General features: G+C 67.7%; 21 protein-coding genes. 6 read left to right on the forward strand and 15 right to left on the reverse strand.

The window, feature by feature from the left end; all coding sequences use genetic code 11:
• Nucleotides 1-13 precede the first annotated feature (13 nt).
• Nucleotides 14-898 carry an acyl-CoA thioesterase II gene (locus VGD28_RS18245; protein WP_331029811.1) on the forward strand — a complete coding sequence of 295 codons (885 nt, stop codon included), beginning with the start codon at nt 14-16 and terminating at the stop codon, nt 896-898.
• Between the two features lie 133 nt (nt 899-1031).
• On the forward strand, nt 1032-1274 hold the full coding sequence (locus tag VGD28_RS18250) for a DUF6894 family protein (protein WP_331029784.1): 243 nt from the start codon (nt 1032-1034) through the stop codon (nt 1272-1274).
• On the opposite strand, the gene VGD28_RS18255 is transcribed toward VGD28_RS18250, so the two are convergent.
• The 8 genes from VGD28_RS18255 to VGD28_RS18290 form a co-directional block, all read right to left on the reverse strand.
• Nucleotides 1271-1996, reverse strand: coding sequence for a TonB-dependent receptor (locus VGD28_RS18255; protein WP_331029785.1), 726 nt, complete (start codon nt 1994-1996; stop codon nt 1271-1273). The two genes, VGD28_RS18250 and VGD28_RS18255, sit on opposite strands and share 4 nt — an antisense overlap.
• A 17-nt stretch (nt 1997-2013) precedes the next feature.
• Nucleotides 2014-2751 carry a TonB-dependent receptor gene (locus tag VGD28_RS18260; protein WP_331029786.1) on the reverse strand — a complete coding sequence of 246 codons (738 nt, stop codon included), beginning with the start codon at nt 2749-2751 and terminating at the stop codon, nt 2014-2016.
• Nucleotides 2752-2829: 78 nt separating this feature from the next.
• Nucleotides 2830-3903: a TonB family protein gene (locus VGD28_RS18265; RefSeq protein WP_331029787.1), complete on the reverse strand. Its 1074-nt coding sequence runs from the start codon at nt 3901-3903 to the stop codon at nt 2830-2832.
• A gap of 48 nt (nt 3904-3951) precedes the next feature.
• The gene (locus tag VGD28_RS18270) at nt 3952-4749 is read right to left on the reverse strand and encodes an SDR family oxidoreductase (RefSeq protein WP_331029788.1); all 798 of its coding nucleotides are present in this window, start codon (nt 4747-4749) and stop codon (nt 3952-3954) included.
• An 89-nt stretch (nt 4750-4838) separates the two neighbouring features.
• Entirely contained in the window at nt 4839-5603 is a 765-nt protein-coding gene (locus VGD28_RS18275; protein WP_331029789.1) for an SDR family oxidoreductase, read from the reverse strand.
• A gap of 1 nt (nt 5604) precedes the next feature.
• Nucleotides 5605-6666 (reverse strand): phosphotransferase family protein, encoded by a 1062-nt coding sequence (locus VGD28_RS18280; protein ID WP_331029790.1) that lies wholly within the window; start codon nt 6664-6666, stop codon nt 5605-5607.
• Nucleotides 6663-7748, reverse strand: a complete 1086-nt coding sequence (locus VGD28_RS18285; RefSeq protein ID WP_331029791.1) for a Zn-dependent alcohol dehydrogenase — start codon at nt 7746-7748, stop codon at nt 6663-6665. Before VGD28_RS18285 ends, VGD28_RS18280 begins: the two co-directional genes overlap by 4 nt.
• 112 nt (nt 7749-7860) lie before the next feature.
• Complete coding sequence (locus VGD28_RS18290) at nt 7861-9144, reverse strand: acyl-CoA dehydrogenase family protein (protein WP_331029792.1); 1284 nt, start codon at nt 9142-9144, stop codon at nt 7861-7863.
• A 156-nt stretch (nt 9145-9300) separates the two neighbouring features.
• On the opposite strand from VGD28_RS18290, the gene VGD28_RS18295 reads away from it, so the two are divergent.
• Complete coding sequence (locus tag VGD28_RS18295; protein ID WP_331029793.1) at nt 9301-10545, forward strand: TetR/AcrR family transcriptional regulator; 1245 nt, start codon at nt 9301-9303, stop codon at nt 10543-10545.
• Between the two features lie 4 nt (nt 10546-10549).
• Here VGD28_RS18295 and VGD28_RS18300 read toward each other — a convergent pair whose 3' ends face one another.
• From VGD28_RS18300 to VGD28_RS18310, 3 genes are all read right to left on the reverse strand, one after another.
• Nucleotides 10550-11716, reverse strand: a complete 1167-nt coding sequence (locus VGD28_RS18300; protein WP_331029794.1) for a hypothetical protein — start codon at nt 11714-11716, stop codon at nt 10550-10552.
• A gap of 94 nt (nt 11717-11810) precedes the next feature.
• On the reverse strand, nt 11811-13136 hold the full coding sequence (locus VGD28_RS18305; protein ID WP_331029795.1) for an MFS transporter: 1326 nt from the start codon (nt 13134-13136) through the stop codon (nt 11811-11813).
• 71 nt (nt 13137-13207) lie between these two features.
• Nucleotides 13208-16138: a TonB-dependent receptor plug domain-containing protein gene (locus VGD28_RS18310; RefSeq protein ID WP_331029796.1), complete on the reverse strand. Its 2931-nt coding sequence runs from the start codon at nt 16136-16138 to the stop codon at nt 13208-13210.
• Between the two features lie 255 nt (nt 16139-16393).
• Between VGD28_RS18310 and VGD28_RS18315 the strand changes: the two genes are divergently transcribed.
• Nucleotides 16394-16843 carry a hypothetical protein gene (locus VGD28_RS18315; protein ID WP_331029797.1) on the forward strand — a complete coding sequence of 150 codons (450 nt, stop codon included), beginning with the start codon at nt 16394-16396 and terminating at the stop codon, nt 16841-16843.
• Nucleotides 16844-16874: 31 nt separating this feature from the next.
• On the opposite strand, the gene VGD28_RS18320 is transcribed toward VGD28_RS18315, so the two are convergent.
• The 3 genes from VGD28_RS18320 to VGD28_RS18330 form a co-directional block, all read right to left on the reverse strand.
• On the reverse strand, nt 16875-17945 hold the full coding sequence (locus VGD28_RS18320) for an acyl-CoA dehydrogenase family protein (RefSeq protein WP_331029798.1): 1071 nt from the start codon (nt 17943-17945) through the stop codon (nt 16875-16877).
• Nucleotides 17946-18126: 181 nt separating this feature from the next.
• Nucleotides 18127-19338, reverse strand: coding sequence for an acyl-CoA dehydrogenase family protein (locus tag VGD28_RS18325; protein ID WP_331029799.1), 1212 nt, complete (start codon nt 19336-19338; stop codon nt 18127-18129).
• A gap of 164 nt (nt 19339-19502) precedes the next feature.
• Nucleotides 19503-21035, reverse strand: a complete 1533-nt coding sequence (locus VGD28_RS18330) for an MFS transporter (RefSeq protein ID WP_331029800.1) — start codon at nt 21033-21035, stop codon at nt 19503-19505.
• 138 nt (nt 21036-21173) lie between these two features.
• On the opposite strand from VGD28_RS18330, the gene VGD28_RS18335 reads away from it, so the two are divergent.
• On the forward strand, nt 21174-22394 hold the full coding sequence (locus tag VGD28_RS18335) for an MFS transporter (RefSeq protein ID WP_331029801.1): 1221 nt from the start codon (nt 21174-21176) through the stop codon (nt 22392-22394).
• Between the two features lie 48 nt (nt 22395-22442).
• A complete protein-coding gene (locus VGD28_RS18340; protein WP_331029802.1) occupies nt 22443-23150 on the forward strand; it encodes a glutathione binding-like protein in 708 nt (235 codons plus the stop codon).
• Nucleotides 23151-23241: 91 nt separating this feature from the next.
• Here VGD28_RS18340 and VGD28_RS18345 read toward each other — a convergent pair whose 3' ends face one another.
• Nucleotides 23242-23454 (reverse strand): hypothetical protein, encoded by a 213-nt coding sequence (locus VGD28_RS18345; protein WP_331029803.1) that lies wholly within the window; start codon nt 23452-23454, stop codon nt 23242-23244.
• Between the last annotated feature and the right edge of the window lie 16 nt (nt 23455-23470).

Consider the following 23470-nt stretch of genomic DNA (forward strand, 5'->3'; position numbering starts at 1 on the left):
AGGGGAAAAGACAATGGACCAGCCCAAACCCCGCCGCACCGACGCGGAGATCGTCCAAGAGCTGTTGACCCTGCTCGATGTCGAGGAGCTCGACGTCGATCTCTATCGCGGCCACCGCCAGCCCGGCGGGCGCGGACGCGTGTTCGGCGGGCAGGTGATCGCGCAAGGGCTGCAGGCGGCGCAGCGCTCGGTCGAGGAGAAGATCGCCCACTCGCTCCACGCCTATTTCATGCGGCCAGGGAATGAGGATTATCCGATCACCTATCGCGTGGTGCGCGATTTCGACGGGGGCAGCTTCGCCACCCGCCGCGTGATCGCGATGCAGCGCGGCGTCCCGATCCTCAGCATGACCGCCTCGTTCCAGCGCGAGGAAGGCGGGTTCCACCATCAGGACGCGATGCCCGACGTGCCCCCGCCCGAGGAACTCAGGTCCGAGCAGGAATTGCGCCGCGCGCGGATCGACGAGATCCCGGAGGCGATGCGCCCCTTCTTCCTGCGCCGCCGCCCGATCGAGATTCGCCCGGTCGCCGCGCGCGACTGGCTCGATCCCAAGACGGCGCCGCCGCTCTCGCACAGCTGGTTCCGTGCCATCGCACCCTTGCCCGACGATCCTGCATTGCACCGCGCGGTGCTGTCCTTCGCGTCGGACATGTCGCTGCTCGGCACCTCCTCGCTCCCGCATGCGGTGAGCTGGTTCACCCCCAATTTCCAGTCGGCCAGCCTCGACCATGCGGTGTGGCTGCACGAGCCGTTCCGTGCCGACGAATGGCTGCTCTATGCCACCGACAGCCCCTGGGCGGGCCATGCGCGCGGCTTCAACCGCGGCCGCATCTTCACCCGCGACGGGCGGCTGGTGGCGAGCACGGCGCAGGAAGGGCTGATGCGGATGCGGGGATAGGATCCCCCGTGCCGCAACCGTCCGTCGCAAGTTCCGGGAGCCGCCGGAACCAAGTGAATTCGATCGGGTTCTACTTCCGTCAGCACAGCATAAAATGCAGTTGATTGAGGAGGATGGCCGCAGGGCCGGACCGATGCCGCTATTCTATTTCCATCGCCGGAACACGCCGCAGCGCGCCAGCGACCGCCGGTGCGAGTTTCGGGACATCGGCGAGGCGCTGGCCGAGGCGAACCGGATGGCGCGGACGATCCTCGCGCGGACATCCGACCCCGCGGGGCTGGCGCGCGACGCACTGGATATCGAGAATGAAGGACGCGCGGTCGTCGCGCGCGTGATGTTCGCCGACGTCATCCGCCAGACCGGCGCTGCGCGCTAGTTCCGCCGCACGACATAGGTTGCGGGCAGGAACAGGAACACTTCGGTCGCGCCCGCGCGGGCCCATTCCACGGGGCGGTCGAGCCCGCTCACGTCCACGCCATAGGTAGCGCCGAACTTCGCCGCCTGAACCGTTGCGTCGGCGGCGATCAGATCGACGATCGCTCCGCGATACTGATCCGGATTGACCACGCTCAGCGTCGGCTCCCCCGACACGGCCAGCGTCGTGCGCCCGGTCTTCGCCACCGATTCCACGAACTTCGCAATCTGGGCCTTGGCTGCGGCAAGGCTCATGCCGGGCGTCAGCCGCACCTTGACCAGAAAGGTCGCGCGCGACGTATCGGGCCTGCCGTCCCCGATATAGCTGAGGCTCTTGTAGTTGGTCAGCGTCAGCGGCTGGACGACATAGTCGCCGAGCGCGATTTCGACCCCCGCCTTGCCCGCGCCGTCGATCGCGTTGCGCAACGTCGCCTCGAGCTCTTCCGTGCGCTTCGCCGCCTCGCGCGTGTCGCCCGCGAGCCACACCGTCTGCACGACATAGTCGGCACTGCGCTTCAGGCTGATGACCGAGCGCTGCGTAGGGATCACGGCCAGATCCACGGCATAGGTGCCGAAATTGCCGGGCGCGCGCCGCGAAGTGGTGACGATCACCTCCTGTGCGAACGCGGGCGCGGCATTCGCGGTCAGGACCAGGGCGACCAGGGCTTTGGATAGATTCCGCATGGCTGTTCTCCACCTGCTCAGTTGCGCGGCCGCACCTTGCTGTCCGAGGGTAGGAACAGTTGCACCTCGGTCAGGCTCGCGCGTTTCCACTGGACCGGCTTGTCCAGCCCCGTCACCTCGACGCCGTAGCCGGCGCCGAAGCGGCCGCTGGTGGCCGCCGTGTCCTTCGCCACCAGATCGATGATCGCCCCGCGATACTGCTCGGGATCGACCACCGACAGCGTCAGCTCGCTATAGGCCTTGATCTCCGCACGGCCGACGGCGGGGACGGCCTTGATGAACTTGTCGATCCGGGCAAGCGCAGCCTTGGCGTCGATGCCCGGCACGAGCGCCACCTTGACCAGGAACTTCACCGCCTGACCGTCGATCTCGTCCTCGTCGATCTCCTCGATCCTGAGCTCCCTGTAATTGCCCGGAGTCAGCGGCTCGACGACGAGCTCGCCGCTGGCAAGCTGGACGCCCGATCCGGCGGACAGGTCGATCGCCTTGCGGGTCATCGCCTGCACTTCCTTGTGCGCTTCCTCCTCCTCGACCGTGTCGCTGACCACCACGACTTGCTGCACGGCGAAATCTGCGGTGCGGCGCAACATCTGCGCCGGGGCAGGCGTGACCACCGCCAGCTCGACCGGCCGGCTGCCGTCATTGTCCGGATTTAGCCTGCGCATCCCGGTGACGATGATCTCGTCCTGCGCGGCGACGGGCAGCGCGCCGGCCAGAACGCCGGCAGCCGTCAGGCCGATGAGAATCCCCCGCATCCCCTGTCCCCCAATTGCTTCTCGGAGCGTGCGGCGAACCTGGCAACGTGTCAAATCCGATTCGCGTGCCTTCCGGCCCTAGTTCGGCATGCGGAACCGCACCCGTTCGACGCACCCTGTCCGCGTGGTCCCCTGCTCCTCGGCCCGCGCGCGGTACAGGGTGGCCAGCGCATTCTCGCCGAACGCCGCTGCCGGCGCGCTCGCCAGCACCGCCGGCCTGACCGGCTGCCCGGCGGCGGTGAGATCGAAGCGGACGATCGCCCAGCCCTCGATCGACCGGCGCTGGAAGGCGATGGGATAGTCGCCAGACGGCTTCACCGCCCATTTGACGTCACCGCAGGTTGCGCCGTCAGACCGCAGCGCCTCCAGATCGATGTCCTCGGGTGCTTCTACCGGCGGACGCGGCCATTGGACGAACGGCAAGGTGCAGCGTTCGCGCGCATCGCCTTCGCCAAAGCGCGACCGGATCACCGCATCGCGGCTCGCCTCGTCAAGCTGCGCCTGCCCGCTGCCGGTGAGGGTGCCGACATTCACCGGCACGCCCGCGCTGTCGATGTCGAAGGCGACGACGCTATAGGCCGGCGCGCCGGGCACCGGCGGCAGTTTTGAATAGTCCGGAAAGCCTCTCAGCAGCACGGCCGGCGGACCGCGGCCGACGCAACCGGTCGGCCGGATGCGCGCGAATGCCTCGCGCTCACCCGTTTCGCCGCGGTGGATCAGCGCGGCAAAGCGGTACACCGCCTCGATCGGCGCGGCCGCAATCGGCTGGTGGCGCAGGGCGAAGCGGATCGTGCAGTTGCGTTCCCGCCCTCCGGCCGCGAATCGCCACAGGCTGAATGCCGCCGGAAGGTCGCGGGTGTTGAGATAGAAGCCGGCGCCCGGCACCGATTTCGGCGTTCCGATGTCCAGCGGGCGCCCGTCGGCCGTCAGGCGAAAGCTGAGCTCGAGATCGGGCAGCTTGATGCCCGGCGGCAGCATAACGCCGATCGTGAGCGGATCCGCCGTCGAGACGGTGCGCACATTGACGCCGCCGCAATCGACAGCGCCCGGAACGAAGTCCAGGAGCACGGCTTCCAGTCCCGGCGCGGCCTGGACCGGCGGCACTGGCGGATTGGACGGAACGGGCGCCGCGGCGAGGAAGAGCGAGAGCATGATACGAGCTTTGCGCAGCGGCGTTGCAGGCGCAAGTCGATCCCGCGCTCACACCGCGGTCTTGCCATATTCCTGGCGCGTTACCGGATGGCTCGACGAGAGCCCGCCGTCCACCGCCAGCGCCTGCCCGTTGACATAGCTCGCATCGTCCGAGGCGAGGAACAGCGCCGCGCGCGCCAGCTCGTCGGCTTGCGCGCCGCGGCGCAGCGGGTTGAGCCGCCCGACCCGGTCCATCTTTCCCGCCTCGCGCGCATAGTCGAAGGTCGGCCTGGTCATCCCGGTCTCGGTGAGGCCCGGGCACAGCGCGTTCACGCGGACATTCGATCCCGAGAGCTGCTGCGCGGCGACCGCGGCGAGGTTGATCACCCCGGCCTTCGACGCCGAATAGGCCGGGCTGCCCGCGCCCGAGCGAATTCCAGCGACGCTGGCAGTGAGCACGATCGCCCCGCCGCCGCGTTCCGCGATCCTTGGCGCGCCATGCTTGATCGCGAGCAACGGCCCAATCAGGTTGACGCGCAGCACCTCGGCGATCAGCTCCGGCGTGGTATCGAAGATGTTGGCCATGCCGCCCGAGATGCCGGCATTGGCGAACAGCACGTCGAGCCCGCCATATTCCGCCACCGCCAGCTCGACCGTGGCGATCACGTCCGCCTCGCTGCCGGCGTCCATGCGGATCGCCTTGGCGGCGCCGCCCGCCGCGGCGATCATCGCAACGGTCTCGTCCGCACCCTCGGTCTTGTCGGCGGCGATCACCCGGCCGCCCTCGGCCGCGAACAGGAGCGCAGCGGCGCGCCCGATGCCGCTGCCCGCGCCAGTGACGACGACCGACTTGCCCGTGAAACGCATCTCAACCTCCGTTCGCCCTGAGCTTGTCGAAGGGCTGTTCTTCTTTCCACCGCTCACAGTGCTTCGACAGGCTCAGCACGAACGGGTGGTCAGATCGTCACTCCGCCGTCCACCACCATCGCCTGCCCTGTCATGTAGCGGCCCGCGGGCGAGGCGAGATACACCACCGCGCCCGCAATATCCTCCGGCTCGCCCAGCCGCCGCAGCGGCGTGCCCTTGTTCACCCGCGCCTCGGCCGCGGGGTCCTCCCACAGCGCGCGGGCGAAATCGGTCTTGATCAGCCCCGGCGCGATGCAGTTCACCCGGACATTGTCGGGCCCGTACTCGACCGCATAGTTGCGCGCGAGCTGGAAGTCGGCCGCCTTCGACACGTTGTACGCCCCGATCACCGGCGATCCGCGCAGGCCCCCGATCGAGGAGATGATGACGATCGCCCCATCCCCGCGCTCGCGCATCTCGGGCGCCGTCATCTGGATCAGCCAGTGGTTGGAGACGATGTTGTTGTCGAGGATCTTGCGGAACTGGTCGTCGGCGATGTCGGCAAGCGGCCCGTAATAGGGGTTGGACGCGGCGTTGCAGACGAGGATGTCGATCCGCCCGAACGCGCGCCGGGTCTCGTCGACGAGATTCTGGAGCGCAGCCTTGTCCGAAATGCTCGCCGCGACCGCGATCGCCGTGCCCGCGCCATGCTTTGCGTTGATCGCCGCGGCGACCTCGTCGCACGCATCCTGCTTGCGGCTCGAGATCACCACCTTGGCGCCATGATCGGCGAGTGCCTCGGCCGAGGCCTTGCCGATCCCGCGCGAGCTTCCGGTGACGATCGCGACCTTCCCGGTCAGGTCGAACAGGTTCATCTCATGCTCCTGCGAGTTGGGCGAATTTCCATGCCGAAGCTGCCAGCCCCGGCACCCTTGCCGCGGTCTCCTGCGCATGCACATTGCTGGCATTGCCGTCGAGCAGCCGCTTCTTGATCCCCTGGACGATGCTCATCAGCCGGAATTGGCCGAAGGCGAAATACCAGTTGAGGTCGGGAATGCCGTCGCGCCCGGTGGCGGCGCAGTAGCGCTCGACCATGTCCTCCACGGTCGGGATGCCCGTCTCGCCCCCGGTGATCCCCTCGATCCCCGACGCGCCATTCGCCGGCACGAACCAGTTCATCAGCAGATAGCTGAAATCCGCCATCGGATCGCCGAGCGTGGACAGCTCCCAATCGAGCACCGCCTTCACCCGCGGGGCGTCCGTGTCGAAGATCATGTTGTCGATGCGATAGTCGCCATGGACGATGCTGGTGCGCGTCTGCGGCGGCAGCGTGCGCGGGAGCCATTCGATCAGCTTCTCGACATCGGCCAGGTCGTCGGTCTGGGCGAGCCGGTATTGCTTGGTCCAGCGCCCCACCTGCCGCTCGAAATAGCTGCCCGGCTTGCCGTAATCGCCCAGCCCCGCGGCTTCGTGATCGGTGTTGTGGAGCTGCGCCAACCGGTCGCAGATCTCGTTGTAGATCGCTCTACGCTGCTCGGGCGTCTTGTCGGGCAGCGCGCCGTCCCAATAGGTCACCCCGTCGACCCGCTCCATGATGTAGAAGGCCGAGCCGACGACATCGTCATCCTCGCACAGCCCATAGGGGCGCGGCACCGGGAATCCCGTCGGATGCAGCCCCGCGATCAGCCGGTACTCGCGATCCACCGCATGCGCCGAGGGGAGCAGCGGCCCGAACGGCTTGCGCCGCAGCACATAGGTGCCGCTCGCCGCGTCGATGCGATAGGTGGGATTGCTCTGCCCGCCGGGGAATTTGGCGTAGCTCAGCGGGCCTTCAAATCCCGCGACATTGGCGTCCATCCACGCGGTCAGCTTGCCGGTGTCGAGGTCGCTCACCGCCTCCATCGGCTGCCCGCCGCGATGGCCTGCGGGCGTGCTCATGAAAGCTCGATCACCGAGCGCACCGCGTCGCCCTTGCGGAGGTTGTCGAAGGCGTGGTTGATGTCCTCCAGCCGGATCCGCTCGGCCACCATCGTGTCGAGGTCGAGCAGCCCGTCGAGATACATCTGCACCAGACGCGGCAGATCGATCGGGAACTGCATCGATCCGGCGAGCGAGCCTTGCAGCTTCTTCCCCGTCAGGAAGGTCGGACCGGGGATGCTCACCGACTGGCCCGGCGCGATCATGCCCAGGATCGTCGCGGTGCCGCCGCGGCGGAGCAGGTTCCACGCCAGCTCGGCGGTATTGGGCCGCCCCACCGCCTCGATCGCATAGTCGACCCCGCCATCGGTGAGCTTGAGCACCTGCTTGACCAGATCCTCGCCCATCGCGTCGAAGTCGTGCGTCGCGCCCATTTTCCGCGCCAGCGCGCGCTTCTCGGGCACCGGGTCGATCGCCACGATCTTGCCCGCCCCCGCGATCTTCGCGGCATTGACCGCCGCAAGGCCGATCCCGCCGCAGCCGATCACCGCCACGGTCTCGCCGGGGCTGACCCTGCTGTCGCGGAAGATCGATCCCGCCCCGGTCATCACTGCGCAGCCCAGCAGCGCCGCGCGGTCGAGCGGCATGTCCTTGCTGATCGCGACGCACGCATTCTCGTGCACCAGCATTTGCTCGGCAAAGGCCGAGAGGTTGAGGAAATGCGCGATCGGCGTGCCGTCGGACAGGCGCAATTTGGGCTCGGCATCCTTGGGCCGCCGCGTCGAGCTGTCGACGCACAGCGACGGCCGTCCCGAGACGCAGAACTCGCAGCTCCCGCAGAACACGGTGAAGAAGGTGATGACATGGTCGCCGGGCCTGATCCGCGTCACCTCGCACCCCACCGCCTCGACCACGCCCGCCGCCTCGTGCCCCGGCACCGTCGGCATGACGTGCGGATAGGCGCCGTCGACGAAGTGCAGGTCCGACCGGCACACCCCGCACGCCGCGGTGCGGATCAGCACCTCGCGCGGGCCGGGCTTGTCGATCATGACGTCGTGGATCTCGAGGGGCCGTTTCGCCTCGAACAGAACTGCAGCTTTCAATCGATCCTCCTGAAACCCGTTCGCCCTGAACTTGTCGAAGCCCTGTCCTTCTCCCCACTGAAGAAAAGGGCGGCCCTTCGACAAGTTCAGGGCGAACGGTTGTATCCAGCGCCTACCGCGTCGCCGCCATATCGCCGCTCGACGGGCGGTCGGCCTTGAACTCCCCGTATTTGCCGAACTCGCTGCGCGCGATGGCGCGGTTATGGACCTCGTCCGGGCCGTCGGCAAAGCGCAGCGTGCGCATGCTCGCCCAGGCGCTGGCGAGTGGCGTGTCGCCCGATACGCCCGCGCCGCCGAACGCCTGGATCGCGTCGTCGAGGATCTGCAGCGTGATGCGCGGGCCCATCGCCTTGATCATCGCGATCTCGCCCTGCGCCGACTTGTTGCCCGCCTTGTCCATCATGTCCGCCGCCTTGAGGCAGAGCAGGCGCATCATCTCGAGGTTCGACCGCGCCTCGGCGACGCGCTGCTCCCAGATCGAGTGATCGGCGATGCGCTTGCCGAACGCGACGCGGCTCACCAGCCGCTTGCACATCAGCTCGAGCGCCATCTCGGCGACCCCGATCGAGCGCATGCAATGGTGGATGCGCCCCGGCCCCAGCCGCCCCTGCGCGATCTCGAACCCGCGCCCTTCGCCGAGCAGCAGATTCTCGACCGGCACACGGACATTCTCCAGCACCACCTCGCCATGGCCGTGCGGCGCATGATCATACCCGAACACCGAAAGCATCCGCTCGACCTTCACGCCCGGGGCGTCCATCGGCACCAGGATCTGGCTCTGCTGCGCATGGCGCGAGGCGTCGGGATTGGTCTTGCCCATCACGATCGCGACCGCGCAGCGCGGGTCGCCCACGCCCGACGACCACCATTTCCGCCCGTTGATGACGTAGTGGTCGCCGTCGCGGACCATCGAGGTCTGGATATTGGTCGCGTCCGATGACGCCACATCCGGCTCGGTCATCAGGAACGCCGATCTGATCTCGCCGTTCATCAGCGGGAGCAGCCAGCGATCCTTCTGCTCGCGCGTGCCGTAGCGGTGCAGCACCTCCATGTTGCCGGTGTCGGGCGCCGAGCAGTTGAACACCTCGCTCGCCCAGCCCGCGCGTCCCATCTCCTCCGCGCACAGCGCATATTCGAGGTTGCTGAGCTGGGTCCCCTCGAACTCGAAGCTGTCGTCGACATGGTTCTGCCCCGAATGCGGCGGCATGAAGAAATTCCACAGCCCCTGCGCCTTGGCGACCTGCTTCAGCTCCTCGATCACCGGGAGCACCTTCCAGCGCTCGCCGGTATAGGCCTGCTCGCGATAATCGCCGTTACGCGGGGTGATATGCTGGTCGATGAACCCCTTCACGCGATCGCGGAAATAGGTCTCGCGCTCGGTCAGCGTGAAGTCCATCATCCTTCTCCCTCAATCCGTGTTTCGAATCGAATACGCCATACCCGTTTTTCGGTAAAGTGGGTGGAGCGGCATTTTTACGCCACGGAATCACTCCGATTCCATCCTACCCGCTTTAGGACTGTTCCTTCGAATCAAAGCTGCTAATCTGGTTCGATGGAAGTCGAAGAGGGGCTCCCCGCCGAAGCGCGGGGCGAGACGAAACGGTTCAGGGCAAAGCGCGACGCGATCCTCGCGGCCGCCGCCGACGTCATCAACGAACAGAGCGCGAAGGGCATGACCTTCGCGGACGTGGCGCAGCGCGTGGGGCTCAACACCACCAGCGTCACCTATTATTTCAAGCGCAAGGAGGATCTCGCGGCGGCGGCGTTCGAGGTCACGCTCGACCGGCTCGACGAGATGCTCGACGCGGCGCATCGCGAGGGCACGCCCGAGGCCCGCGTCGCCCGCTATCTCGCGATCAACATGGAGCGGCTCGCCCGCATCAACCGCGGCGAGGAGAAGGCGTTCGCGATCCTCTCCGACCTGCGCGCGATGGAGGGCGATATGCGCCAGCGGCTCATGGCCCGCTGGCAGCACGTCTTCCGCCGCACCCGCGCGCTGTGGGGCGAGACCGCCAGCCGCACCCAGACCGACCTGCACGGCGCGCGCGCGCATGTGCTGCTCGAGAATACCTTCTGGCTCCCGGCATGGCTCGTCCGCTACGAGACCGACGAGTACCCGCGGGTCGAGGCGCGGCTGATGGACGTGTTCCGCCACGGCATCGCGGCCGATCGCGCGCAGTGGGCGCCCGAGATGCTCGACCTGACGCATGACGAGGCCGAGCCGGGGCGCGAGGCATTCCTGCTCGCCGCGACGCGGCTGATCAACGAGCTCGGCTATCGCGGCGCATCGGTCCAGAAGATCGCCAGCGAGCTCAACGTCACCAAGGGCAGCTTCTACCACCATCTCGACGCCAAGGACGAGCTGGTGATCGAATGCTACAAGCGCAGCTTCGACCTGATCGCCGACGCCCAGCGCCTCGCCGAGGTGGGGGCGGGCGACCATTGGCACAAGCTCACCAGCATCATCGCCACCCTGCTCGACGTGCAATTCTCCGAACGCGGCCCGCTGCTGCGCACCACGGCGCTGTCGGGCCTGCCCCCGCGCGTGCGCACCGCGATGGTCGATCGCTCGAACCGCATCGCACGCCGCTATGCCGGCATGCTCTCGGACGGCATCGCCGAGGGCTCGATCCGCGCGATCGATCCGCTGGTCGCGAGCCAGACGATGATGGCGCTGCAGAACGCGGCGTTCGACATGCGCAAATGGGCTGGCACCATGCCGCGCGACAAGGCGGTGGCCTTCTACGCCTCGACCATCGTGTTCGGCCTGTTCGACGATCGGGTGCTCGCCTTCTGACGCGTCACGGCCCCGGCGCCACCCCGTCGCGCTGCGCCAGCCTGGTCAGGTCCATCACGTGCAGGGTCAGCTTTCCGGTACGCCGCTCGATGCGCGAGCCCGGGGGCAGCCCGTAGGAAGGGCGTAGCGTGAACCGCTCGACGCGATAGGTGCCGACCCCGCCAGGGTCCTGCCGGGCGGGTGCGTAGCGGCGCGCCTCGATATTCCTGATCAGCGGCTTGGCCCATTGCGCGTCCTTGGCCGGGCGTAGGATCTCGACTTCGGCCGGCTTGCCGTCGGGCCGGATCCAGTATCCGATATCGGCCCAGAACAGGTCTCCATGGTCGGCCGCCGTGGCGGCGCGCGCGGCCATCACGTCGACGCCGCCAGTCACCGCGACGCCGGACCCGCCCGCGCGGCCGAGCTCCGGATAGGGCGGCGCATAGAGCAGCACCGGCTCAGCCCCGCCTGCCCCGCGCAGCGCGGCGACCAGCTCGTCGGTGCTGCCCGCGTCCCCCTTCGCGATCGAGATTCTCGCGCGCAGCACGCGCAGCAGGCCGGCGAAGCGCGCATCCTGGCCATGACTGCCCTCGAGCTGCTCGAGCAGCCGGCGCGACCGCGCAAGGTCGCGCGCGCTGAGCGCCAGCCAGGCGCGGCGGAAGGTCAGCGCCGCCGCCAGATCCGCCTTGCCCGCTCGCTGCGCGTCGCCGGCCGCGTCCTTATACTCCCCGTCCGCGCTGGTCAGGTCGCCGAGCTTCACCCACATGTCGCCGACGCGCGCCGATGCGCGCAGCACCGCCGAATGGCCGGGACCATAGGCGCGGCGCAGCACATCGACGCTCTCGCGCGTCGCGTGCTTGAACACCTCCTTGTCGCCTTCATGCTCGGTCACGTCGGCATAGGTCGCATAGAGGTCGGACATCGGCCCCGGCATGCGCGCGCCATATCGCTTGTTGCGGGAGACCGCGCGGCGCAGGATCGCCTTCGCCTCCTCGTAGCGGCCCGCCGCGAAGCTCTCCGCCCCGGCGTTCATCGCCGCGTCCACCTCCTCCTCGGGCGGGCAGGCGCGCGCGAGGCATTTGTTCAACGCCTCGCGCATCCGGTTGCCGGTGATCACCACATCGGCCTGCGCGGGAGGCGCGGTCTGGGCCGCGGCCTGCTGGCCCGCAAGCATGAGTGCGATCAGCAACATCGGCGCCTACTCCCCTGCCCGACCGCGCCGCAGCGCGGACAGACGCGAAGCTATGCCGCGACGGTTCCGCTGGCAAGCCGGGCACGCGGCCAGATCAGCTCACCCCCCGTTTCAGCCACACCCCCGCGCGCCAGTAATGGAACAGCGCCCAGGGCGTCGCCGCGGCGAAGGTCAGCATCGCCCAGCGGAGCGCCTCGGCATCGCCCAGCGACGGCTTGAGCGCGTCGCTGATCACCCCGATCATCGTCGGTCCCAGCCCCAGCCCGATCAGGTTGATGACGAGCAACGTCACCGCCGCCCACAGCGCGCGCATGCGCAGCGGTGCCAGCCCCTGGATCAGCGCAAAGGTCGGGCCGAGATAGGAATTCACCAGGACCAGCGACGCCCAGTAGATCGGCACCGCGATCCACGGATCGCTCGCCGCGAAGAACAGGAAGGAGAGCGGCAGTCCCACGCCCTTCATCGCCAGCACCAGCCACGCCTGGCTGTGCAGCCCCCAGCGCTCCGCCGCCTTGTTCGCCAGCCACCCGCCGAGCACCGCCGACAGCGTACCGCAGATCGCGCCGACCGGCGCGACGATCGAGGCGATCTGGAGCTTGTCGAGCCCGATCGTGCGGATCAGGAAGCTCGGCCCGAACGCGGTATGCCCATAGCCGATCAGCGAGGTGATGGTGACGCCCATCACCAGATGCACCGCGGCACGGTTGGCGAACAGCGAGCGGAAGCCCTCGCCGAAGCTCGGCATCGCTCCCTGCGTCTGCGCGGCATGCGCCGGGTCGGAAAGCCCGCGGCGCGGCTCGACCACGAACAGCTTGATGACGATCGCGAGGATGATGCCCGGAATGCCCACCGCGAACATCGCCACGCGCCAGCCGAAGAAATGCGCGAGCGTGCCGCCGATCATCGTGCCGCCGGCCGCGCCCAGCACCACGCCGAGCGAGTAGATGCCCATCGCCCCCGCGCGCTTCTCGGGCGGGTAGAGGTCGGCGATGATCGAATGGCTGGGCGGGCTCGACCCGGCCTCGCCGATGCCCACGCCGATCCGCGCGAGCAGCAGCTGCACGAAATTCTGGGCAAGGCCGCACACCGCGGTCATCGCGCTCCACAGCGCCAGCGCGATGCCGATGATGTTGACCCGGTTGCCGCGGTCGGCCCAGCGCGCCACCGGCAGGCCGAGCGTCGCGTAGAAGATCGCGAAGGCGAAGCCGGCGAGCAGCCCGAGCTGCGTGTCGCTGAGTAGCAGCTCGCGGCGGATATCCTCCTGCAGGATCGCGAGGATCTGCCGGTCCATATAGCTGAAGAAATAGGCCGCGGTGAGCAGCGTCAGCGTGGCGGTGCGCCGCCGGATGGCGAGCGCGTCGGGATGGCCCGCTGCCGGGGAGATCGTCGTCGCCGGGCCGGTTGCCGCATTCGTCGCCATACGCTCGATCACTCCACAAGAGGGAGGCCCCGCCGCTTCCCCAAACGGCGGGGCCTCGTGCTGATGCAACTTCAGAACTTGGCGCTGAGCCCGATCTTGAAGTTGCGGCCCAGCGGGTTCCCCACGAACGGCTCGTAATTATAATCCTCCCGCGCGAACGGCGGGTCCTGGTCGAAGATGTTGTAGACGCTGCCCGACAGGGTGAAGCGATCGTTGATCGCCCACTGGACGGTCAGGTCCGCGGTGGTGAAGCTGTCGATGTTCGCGCCGCCGGTGACGCGCTGGCCGCCCAGCGCCGCATTCGGGCCATAGACGCCCGCCGCGGTGATGTCGGCGCGCTGGTCGTACAGCCCGTCGATATAGGTGACGGTCAGCCGCGCGTCGAACGCCCCGGCGCCCAGCTCCAGATGCGCCTGCCCCTTCCACTCGGGAACCGGGTAGAGCGTCGTCTGGTAGTTGAGCAGCCCCACGCCGTCATAGCCGGCCTGCACCAGCGTGCCCTCGACGAAGATGTCGCTGATCCGGTTCTGCAGCGTATAGCTGACATTGGCGCCGATCGCGAAGCGCCCGGAGCCGCCGAACATCTCGTTGTTGCGATAGCCGACCACCGCGTCCAGCCCCTCGCTGGTGATCGATGCGCCGTTCTGCCATTGGGTGCGCACGCGCGAGATCGCCGTGCGCGCCGTCGCCGCGGTGCACGCGCCGGTCGCGAAGGTGAAGCGCGCCGCCAGCGCCGCATTGGCCGCGCAGGTGTTGCCGCCGGTGCTGGGGAACAGCGTGTTGACCATCGCGATCAGCGGGTCGGAGACGATCACGTCCTCGATGTCGTAGCGGTAATAGTCGAGGCTGGCGCTGAACCCGCCGGCGTTGATCAGGATGCCGCCGCCATAGTTCTTCGAGGATTCGGGCACCAGATTGGGATTGCCGAACACATCGACCGGGCGGAACGCGGTGTCGATGATCTGCAGCGCCGTCACCGATCCGTTGGTCAGCACGTTGAGCGGCGGCGCGCGGAAGGTGGTGCCGAACCCGCCGCGGATCGCCAGCCAGTCGGTCACCTGCCAGCGCCCGCGGATCTGCGGGTCGAAGGTCGATCCGGTCGCCCCGCCATAGTCCTCGTAGCGCGCCGCGACCTGCAGGTTGAGCGTGTCGACGATCGGCAGCTGCAGCTCGGCATAGAGCGCCTTGACGTCGCCTTGCAGGTCGTAATTCGCGTTGGTGCCGAGGAAGCCCAGCGCGCCGGTCGGCGACGATCCGCCCGAGCACGCCGCCGGGTTGGTGTTGCCGGTGACCGGCGAGTCGCGGCACGGGTTCTGCGCCAGGTTGTTGTTCGAGCCGTAGCGGCCCTTGATCGAGGTATCGCGATACTGCGCGCCGACGCCGAACTGCACCTCGCCGCCGGGCAGGCTGATGCCGGTGCCGCCGCTCAGCGAGGCTTCGGCCACGATCATGTCGGTCGTCACGCGGGTGTTGGAGCGGACGAAGAACCAGTCGGTCAGCGCCGCGCTGTTGGCGGGTCCGTTGGCCACCGGATTGGTCGCGCCGGTCGCGGGGTTGCTCGCCACCGCATTGCCGAACGGGTTGAGCCACAGGCACCCGTTCGCTCCCGGCGTCGTGCCCGTGCAGCTCGGCCCGCCAAAGCCCAGCAATGCGCGCTGCACGCGATCGCCGAAGGAATCATAGCCGTCGATGTAGCGGTAATAATTATGATAGGTGAAATTGACGTTGTAGTTCAGCCCCTCGCTGATCTCCCCGCGCAGCTCCGCGGTCGCACGGAAGCTCTCGCTCTTGCGCATGCCGCGCGCCGATCCCGGCTCGCCCTCATCGCCCAGCGTCGAGGGGTTGCCGCCCAGCAGGAAGGGCCGGAACAGCAAGGTCGGGAACAGCACGCCGATACCCGCCGGGGTTCCCGGATTGGCCGCGCGATAGGCGATCAGGCCCGGGTTGTTGCCGGGCACGAAGAAGCCCGACTGGCTGATCGCGCCGCTCGCCGGCGATGGCGGCTGGGTCAGCAGATAGGAGGGCGAGGTCAGATAGTGCGGCACCGTGGTGCGGCCATAGAGCGCCGTGACCTGGAAGGTGGTCGATGGCGCGACATCGATCTCGACATCGACGAACGCCTGCCCGCGCTTCTCCAGCTCGACCAGATTGTCGTACACCGAATATTGGTTGTAGCAGCGCGCGTCGCTCCCGACGAAGCCGCCCAGCGGCGCGCAGGCGGAATCGGCCATGATCCCGGACGCGGGTGCGCCGAGCGGGCCGAGGAACAGGAAGTTCGCCGGATTGCCGCCGCCGGTCCAGCCGCCCTGCGGGTTCTCGGCATAGGGGCGGATCGCCCAGTCGCGCTCCTTGGCCATCAGCTGGCCGCGCTTCTGGAAGCCCGCGGCGAGCAGCACGCGGAAATTCTCGCCGACATGGCCATAGCTGATCGACGCGTCCACATCGCCGTCGGAGCCGTCGATGAAGCGGTAGCTCGCCGATCCCTGGAAGCCGCGCTGGTTGGTGCGGGTGATGAAGTTGACCACGCCCGCGATCGCTTCCGAGCCATAGGTCGCGGCCGCGCCGTCCTTGAGCACCTCGACCCGGCCGATCGCCGCGGAGGGAAGCATGTTGATGTCGACCGCGGGCACGCCGTTGCCCGATGTCGTCAGCCGCTTGGAATTGAGCAGCACCAGCGTGCGCTGCGGGCTTAGGCCGCGCAGGTTGACCGTGGCGATGCCCTCGGCGCCCTGCGACCGGCTGTCGAACTGGTTGGCATCGCCCAGCGACGCGCTCGAGCTCGGCAGCGCCTTGACCAGGTCGAGCGTCGTCGGGTTGCCCTGCTTGGCCAGCTCCTCGGCGCCGATCACGTCGACCGGCAGCGCCGCATCCTCCGGCGTGCCCGCGATCAGCGATCCGGTGATGACCACCTCGGTCTCGCCGCCGTCCTGCGCCCAGGCCGGCGCCGCACCCGCGATGACGAGCGCCGTGAACCCGCACGCCCCCAATAGCTGCTTCTTCATAGATCCCACTCCCGTTAGGCCGGAACGCTTTGCGGCTCCATACCGTAAACTCGAATAGATCGATTCTCATGCCATCGGTCAAGCCAACAAAACCGTTGCAAATTGCCACTTACACTAGCGTAGAATGCGGAGTCCGAACGACCGCACTGCAACAAGGGTATGCTAAACGATTGTTCTAAACCGGGGCGGTCGGCGCAGGGATCGGCGGGTCGACGCCGTCATTGCGGATCTGCCCGGCCGCGATATGCTCGGGCGATGCGCAAATATGGGAAACTGCTTCTCGCCGGGATCGTCGTCGCGGCCGCCGGCCTCGGCGCCGGCGCGATGGCGTTCGCTTCGGCGCGATCCTATGAGATCGGAAGAACCGATCCCCGGCGGGCCGCCGGCTATCGCCCCTTGTTCTACAATTTCTCGGAAACCTATACCGACGGCACCGCGCTGGGGATCACGATCGGATCGTCGAAGGAGCAGGCGATCCGCGCGGCGGAAGCGGGCGGGTTCGTCGTCAATCCGGCCGGTTGGGGCGATGCCCGGCCCGGCGGCGCAGCGCTATATGAGCCGGGCGAGCTGCACCGGACCATGCTGCGCCAGGATCACCTCTCCTTCCGCGATCGCCGCGAACTGTGGAGCGGGATGATCCTAGAGTTCCGGAACGGGCGCGTGCGCAGCGTGAACGTCTACTACATCAACTTTGAATCGGTATGATCCCGCCGGGCGCGTAACGCCTGCCCGCCCGTCAGAATCCGCTCAGCCGCGCGAACCGGTCGCGGTGGTACGCCGCATTGCCCCACATCTGCTCGAGCACGCGCATCCGCTTGAGCGTGAAGCCTGCATCATATTCGTCGGTCATGCCGATGCCGCCATGCAGCTGGATCAGCTCGCGGCTCATCAGATGGCCGGCCTCGTTCGCCTTGCCCTTGGCCAGCGACGCCGCCTGGCGCGTGTCGCCACCACGATCGATCGCCGCCAGCCCCGCCTCGACCGCCGAACGCATCAGCTCGATCTCGCTGTAGAGGTTCGCCATGCGATGCTGCAGCGCCTGGAAGGTCGCCAGCACCTGCCCGAACTGCACGCGCTGCTTCAAATAGGCGAGCGTCGTGTCGAACGCCGCGCTCGCCATGCCGAGCATCTCGGCACTCGCCAGCACCGCCGCGCGGTCGAGCACCGCGTCGAGCAGCCCGTCCCCGCCTTCCGCCAGCTTCTCGGCCGCCGCCCCGTCGAAACTCACCTGCGCATGGCTGCGGAAATCGGCTAGGTGCCGCCGCGACACGCTCACGCCCGCCCCGGCCTCGACCAGGTACAGTCCATCCGTTGCCGCAACCACGAACAGCCCGGCGCTGTCGCCCTCGGCGACGAATGCCTTGGTGCCGCTGAGCTTGCCGCCCTCGACCTTCGCCGCGATCGAAGCCGGGTCGAAGCGCGGCCCCTCGTCCACCGCCAGCGTCGCGACCAGCTCGCCGCTGGCGATGCGCGGCAGCCACTTGGCCTTCTGCGCCTCGCTCCCGCCGAGCAGGATCGCCGATGCGGCTACGGCCGACGCGGCGAGCGGACTCGCGGCCAGCGTCTTGCCCAGCTCCTCGATCACCAGCCCCAGGCTCAGCCAGCCGAAATCGCTGCCGCCCTGCGCTTCGGGAATGATGATCCCGGTCCAGCCCATCTGCGCCATCGTCGCATAGGCGCCGGCGTCATAGCCCGCAGCCTCGTTCGCATCGCGCACCTTGCGCCATGCCGAGACCGGGCTCTCATTCCCCGCCCAGTCGCGCGCCATGTCGCGCAGCATCGTCTGTTCTTCGGTCAGAACGGCCATCTGTCTTTCCTTCGTTATCGAACCGTCCCAATTCCTCCCCCGGAGGGGGAGGGGGACCAGCGAAGCTGGTGGAGGGGTAGTCTCCACGAGCGGGCCGGTCAGCTTGGGGCGGTCTACCCCTCCACCACGCTCTGCGAGCGCGGTCCCCCTCCCCCTCCGGGGGAGGAGTGTCGAACCTCACTCACTGATGATCCAGCATCCCCAGGATCCGCTTGGCGATGATGTTGTTCTGGATCTCGGTCGATCCGCCATAGATCGTCGTCGCCTTGCCGAAGAGCCATGCGCGCGTGGCTTGCAGCTGCGCATCGGTGAACCCCTCGCCCTCCCAGCCAAGGCCGGCGAGCCCCTGGATCTCGATCATCAGCTCGGCGCGCTCCTGTCCCAGCTTGGTCCCCACGGTCTTGAGGATCGACGAGACTTCGGAGACCCCGCCCGCCGCCTTGCTCTCGGCCTGCACCCGCATCGCGGTGAGCAGGAAGGCGCGCCAGTCCATCTCGAACTTGGCGATCCGCGCCCGCAGGTCGGGGTCGGCCACCCGGCCCTGCTCGTCCGCGCCGGCATATTTCCTGGCGATGTCGGCGAGCGACGGCCCGCTCGGCATCAGCCGCGATCCGCCGCCCGACAGATTGGTGCGCTCGTGCTGGAGCAGGCGCTTGCCGATCGTCCAGCCCTGCCCCTCCTCGCCGACGCGGTTCGCCTTGGGCACCTTCACATTGGTGAAGAAGGTCTCGCAGAAGGGCGACATGCCGCTGATCATCTGGATCGGCTTCACCTCGACCCCGGGCGAATCCATGTCGATCAGCAGGAAGGTGATGCCGCCCTGCTTCTGGCTCTTGTCGGTGCGCACCAGGCAGAAGCATTTGTCGGCCCATTGCCCGCCGCTGGTCCAGGTCTTCTGGCCGTTGACCAGATAATGGTCGCCCTTGTCCTCGGCGAAGGTCTGCAGGTTGGCGAGGTCGGACCCGGCATTGGGCTCCGAATAGCCCTGGCACCAGCGCACCTCGCCTTTGGCGATCGCCGGGATATGCTCGCGCTTCTGCGCCTCGCTGCCATATTCCAGCAGCGTCGGGCCGAACATCATCACGCCCATCCCGCCGATCGGGTTCCATGCGCCGATCCGCGCCATCTCGTCCGCCAGTATCCTGGCCTCGGCGCGGCTGAGGCCGCCGCCACCATATTCCCTGGGCCAGGTCGGCACGCCCCAGCCCTTCTCGCCCATCGCCTTGCGCCACGCGGCCTGGTCGGGCGTCTCCTCGCCCGGCCCCTCGACGGCGGACATGCTGTTGTCCTTGCCCTTGAGCGACGCGGGGAAGTTCGCCGCGAGCCATTCGCGCACCTCGGCGCGGAACGAGTCGATTCCGCTACCGGTCACCGGTTCAGCCAGCGTTGCCACCTTCGTCTCCTCTCAACCCTGCAATGCGGACACATGATCGGGGGAAAAAGCAAACTTCGTCCACGACATGTTCCACTTTGGATTCTCGCTCCGATCTGTCGGATCGTCGTATTTGAATTTGCGGTATGGCGCGCTTCGCGTCAATCCGGATTCAGCAGGCCGGGCTATCGCCCCGGCCCGCCGAGCGCCGCATTGTCCTGTTCGCGCGCCTGCGCCTCGGCCTCGCGTGCCTTCAATGCGGCGACGTTCGCCTCGTGCCGGGCCTTGGTGATCGGGTAGAAGAGCAGGAACAGCGCGCCGAGCGTCCACAGGCCGATCGACATCGGGATATAGTGGATGACGAGGCTGCGGATCGCCTCGTCGCTCACCTGGCCAGGCAGCGGCTTCTCCGGAAAATCACTCCATGCCAGCAGCTTGCCGGCCAGGAAGATGCCGATCGCGGTCGAGCATTGCTGCATGAAGCTCGACGCGGCGAAGAAGGTGCCGGCGTCGTGCCGCCCGATCCTGACCGCGCTGTCCTCGACCACGTCGGCGAGCATGGACGAGGTGTTGATCAGCGAGATCGCGACCATCGCGCCATAGATCGCGCCGATCGCGAACAGCGTCGGCACCAGCAACGGGTGGCCGGGCGCGAAGAACATGCCGTTATAGGCGAGGAACAGCGGCGACAGGCCGATCGCCACCCCCACCACCGCGAAGATCATCGAGCTCGCCCGCTTGCCCAGCCAGCTCGACATGATCGGCGCGAGCGGGGCGGCGAGCGTCGCCGCGACCAGGCTGTCGATCGTGATGATCGCGAGCTGCGCGGCGTTGAGATGGTAGAGATAGGTGCTGAAGAACAGCGTGGTCGAGCTGTAGAGGCCGATCGCCGAATATTTGAGCACGCCGAAGCCGAAGATCGACAGGAAGGCGCGATTGCGCAGTGCCTGGCCCATCTCCTTGAGGTGCACCGCCAGCGGCGTGCGCGCGGGCCGCGCGTCGGCCTGGCGAAGGTACGGAATGCGGTTGTGCGTGCCGATGCCGCAGATCAGGATCGCCGCGACGATGGTCAGCGCGCCCGCGATCGCGAAGCCCGGATAGCCCGCGGGGTTGAGCTGGCCGCGCGGATAGTCGGGCGTCGCGGCGAAGAAGGTGAGCAGGCACAGGGTGGTGAAGCCGAAGGCGCCGGCATAGCCGAACCACCAGCGCAGGCCGAACAGCCGCGTGCGCTCGCGATAGTCGTCGGTCATCTCGGGCGTCATCGCCGATGTGTTGATCTCGAACGCGCTGATCGCGACGCGCGTGAGCGAGGCGGTGGCGAAGATCCACAAGCCCGCCTCGAGATTGCTCATGCCCCGGGGCGGGAACCAGGCGAGCAGGAAGAATACGCCGGTCGGGATCGCCGCGCCGTAGATGAAGGGATGGCGCCGCCCCCAGCGGCTGCGCGTCATGTCGGACCAGCGCCCGATCAGCGGGTCCGCGACCGCATCGACGACGAGCGTCAGCGCCACCGCCGCCGCGACGACCGAGGCGGAGACGCCGACGATCTGGCTGTAGAAGAACAGCAGGTAGCTGGTGAAGGCGGCGTTCTTGACGCCGTTGGCGATCGCCCCCGCGCCATAGCTCACCCGCGTGCCGAGCCCGATCGGCGGCGGCGCCTCCGCCCTCACCGTCGCGGCGCGCGGCTGCGCCCCGGCTCCATCGACCGTCGTTGCCATTCGCATCCTCCTGACCGTCTGTCGCGGCCGACTCATTCGAAGATGCGGTATGGATTACCCTACGTCAAGCCGGGGCTTGCGCAACCACCACAAGTGGAACAAGTAGTGGACGAAGTTGGCTTTCGCCGCAGGGGCCGTATGCACTTTTCCCACCGAGCTGTCCCAATCGCGCTCGCCGCGGTCCTGATCGACGCGATCGGCTTTGGAATTGTCCTTCCCGTACTTCCAACCCTGATCGTCGAACTGACCGCACAGAGCCTGCCCGAGGCCACCCGCATCGGCGGCTGGCTGGCGATCGTCTTCGCCCTCGCCCATTTCTTCGCCGGGCCGATCCTCGGCAATCTCGGCGACCGCTTCGGGAGGCGGCCGGTGATCCTCGCCGCGATGCTCATCTTCGCCGCGGACTATGCGCTGATGGCGTTCGCGCCGACCATCGCCTGGCTGTTCGCCGGGCGGCTGATCGCGGGCATCGCCGGCGCGGTCTATGGCCCGGCCAATGCGATCCTCGCCGACGTGACCCCGCCCGAAAAACGCGGCGCGACATTCGGCCTGATGGGCGCGGCGTTCGGCATCGGCTTCATCATCGGCCCGGCGCTCGGCGGGCTGCTCGCCGATCTCGGGCCGCGCGCGCCGTTCATCGCCGCCGCCGCGCTCGCCGCGATCAACGCCGCCTGGATATCGATCTGGCTGCCCGAGACGCTCGCGCCCGGGAATCGCCGCCCGTTCGAGTGGAAGCGCGCCAACCCGCTCGGCACCTTCGCGCCGCTGTTCGGGCTCAAGGGCGCCGCGCCGCTGCTGATCGTGATGTTCATCTGGCAGCTCGCGCATCAGGTCTATCCCGCGACCTGGGCCTTTTATGCCGAGCTGGCGCATGGCTGGGACACCCAGGCGATCGGCTGGTCGCTCGCCGCATCGGGCACTGCGATGGCGCTGACCCAGATCTTCGTCACAGGCCGGGCGATCGCCGCGCTGGGCGAGACCCGCACCTTGATGATCGGGCTGATCGTCGGCGCACTGGTCTATGCCGGGTATGCGTTCGCCGATCAGGGCTGGCAGGTCTATGCGCTGCTCACGGTGGGCGCGCTGCAGATGCTCGCCTATCCCTCGCTCAATGCGATGCTGAGCCGCATGGTCGACGCCTCGAACCAGGGCGCGCTGCAGGGTGGGATGGCGAGCATCGCCAGCATCGCCGCGATCTTCGGGCCGCTCAGCCTGACGCAGACATTGGCCTATGGCGCCGAGCATGGCTTTCCAGGCGCAGCGTTCGCGCTCGCATCGGCGCTGGCGCTGATCGCGGTGGCGATCGTCGCGATCTTCCTGCTGCGCCGTCCCGTTTCGCCGCCGGAGCCGGTTGCGTAACGACCGCGCCACCCCATCTGTCGCGCTCAACCTCCAGGAGACGCGCCGATGATCGACCTCTATTACTGGCCCACCCCGAACGGCCACAAGATCACGCTGTTCCTGGAGGAAGCCGGGCTTCCCTACACCATCCATCCGGTCAACATCGGCCAGGGCGACCAGTTCAAGCCCGATTTCCTCAAGATCGCCCCCAACAACCGCATGCCGGCGATCATCGACACCGATCCGGCCGACGGCGGCGAGCCGATCAGCGTGTTCGAGAGCGGCGCGATCCTCGTCTATCTCGCCAACAAGACCGGCAAGTTCTTCGGCCCGGCGCAGCGCGACAAGATCGCGCAGATGGAATGGCTGATGTGGCAGATGGGCGGGCTAGGCCCGATGTCCGGCCAGAACGGCCATTTCAACCGCTACGCGCCCGAGAAGATCCCCTACGCCCAGAAGCGCTATATCGACGAGACCAACCGCCTCTACGGCGTGCTCGACCGCCAGCTCGCGGGCAGGCCCTTCGTCGCGGGCGAGGACTATTCAATCGCCGACATGGCGATCTATCCGTGGATCGTGCCGCACGAGGCAATGGGCCAGACCATCGCCGATTTCCCGCATCTGCAGCGCTGGTTCGAAGCCGTGAAGGCCCGCCCCGCCACGATCCGCGCCTATGCCAAGGGCGAGGAGATTCGCCCCAGCGACGCGCCGATGACCGACGCGCAGAAGAAAATCCTGTTCGGCCAGACGGCGGCGAACACGGCGAAGGCGTAGCGCACGCCCGCCGGAGATGGGGTTGGAAAGGCACCAGCCTCATCTTCGGCGAATGACCGAGATTGGATGGTTTGCTGCCGCTCGATTGCTTCTACTGGCGCGCCGGTGCCCAACGCTTGAGCGCTGCAATGACCTGCCAACCAACGGCCCACGACAATGCCAGTATTAGAGGGAGCGTGAGTTGAAGCATCGGCATTGGATCAAACAGGGTCAGCAAAATTTCGAGAAGAACCAACCATGCTGTGACAGTGACCAACGCGGCAATTATGCCAGCCGTCGCGAACCGGCGAACCCAGATCTTCATGCGCTGCTTTAACACA

Source organism: Sphingomonas sp. (genome assembly GCF_036402235.1).
Taxonomy (GTDB): Bacteria; Pseudomonadota; Alphaproteobacteria; order Sphingomonadales; family Sphingomonadaceae; genus Sphingomonas.